The 1,077-nt window shown below is 48.6% G+C and carries 1 protein-coding gene; it reads right to left on the bottom strand.

Going from position 1 to position 1,077, the window contains the following annotated elements:
* Window position 1 precedes the first annotated feature (1 nt).
* A partial coding sequence (locus R8N28_RS26735) for a Na+/H+ antiporter NhaC family protein (RefSeq protein WP_318183859.1) occupies window positions 2-1,077 on the bottom strand: 1,076 nt, incomplete at its 5' end.

Here is a 1,077-nt window from a genome sequence, read left to right as displayed (position 1 = left end):
CTTAACCGATGATGAAGAAGAAAATCGTGGTTGCAACAATACCAATCAGCGCATAAGGGAACTGTGTCGTCGCGTGTTGCATGGATGTACAACCAGAGCCTTGTGCAGACAACACGGTAGAGTCACTAAAGAAACAAGAGTGGCTACCGGCCGCTGATGCCGAAAGTAGAGCCGCAACGGTTAAGTGTAGCGGCACACCAAGCTGTTCACCCAAAGGCAGAACGATTGGCATCGCTACCGCGAATGTTCCCCAAGAAGATGCCGTAGCAAAGACCAACGCACCAGTAATCATAAAGATAATCGCAGGGAAGTAAGACGCCGATAAGTAAGGGCTTACGGTCTCAATCACGTATTGCGTGACACCTAGCGAGTCATTGACGGATTTCAGCATGAAGCCGCCAATTACGGTTGCAAGCGGCAGTAGCATGACTTTAATGCCATCATAAACAGCTTCGAACATGTCGTTCATCGAGATCAGTTTTTGTGCGCCGTAGAAGCTAATGGTGAAGATCAGCGCGACGAAAACCCCCGCCAGTAGGTCGATACCAAAGTACCAGCTGGCTGCAACGAGGACGATCATCGGTAAAAGGAAGTTGATCAGACCCATTGTCGGATTGGTGTGCGCAGAAACTTCAGAACCAAAGTCCACATCGGTTGCGCCGTCTGGACGAACTTGACCATTCTTCGCACGCTCTTCTGCTTTTTTCATTGCGCCGAGGTCAGGGATTTTTTCCATCGCAACGAGTAAAACAATGACCAAGGTTACCCAGCCGTAAGCCATGTAAGGAATTGCTTGCATGTACGTCTGAATACCTTGGCCTGCTTCAGCGACGCCGTTTGCTTCTAGCAGCGAGCTAAAGAAGATGGCCCAAGTGGAAATCGGCACCAGAAGACAGATAGGCGCTGCGGTTGAATCCACTAGATAAGAGAGCTTTTCACGAGAGATCTTGTAGCCGTCAGTGACTTTTTTCATCGATGATGAAATCGCAATTGCGTTTAAGTAGTCATCAATAAAGATCAGGATACCCAGAGCAAATGTCATCAACATCGATTGCTTGCGGCTTTTGACCTTGGTGA

The sequence above is a fragment of the Vibrio sp. Vb1554 genome, assembly GCF_033344235.1.
This window is presented reverse-complemented; position numbering and strand designations above follow the sequence as displayed.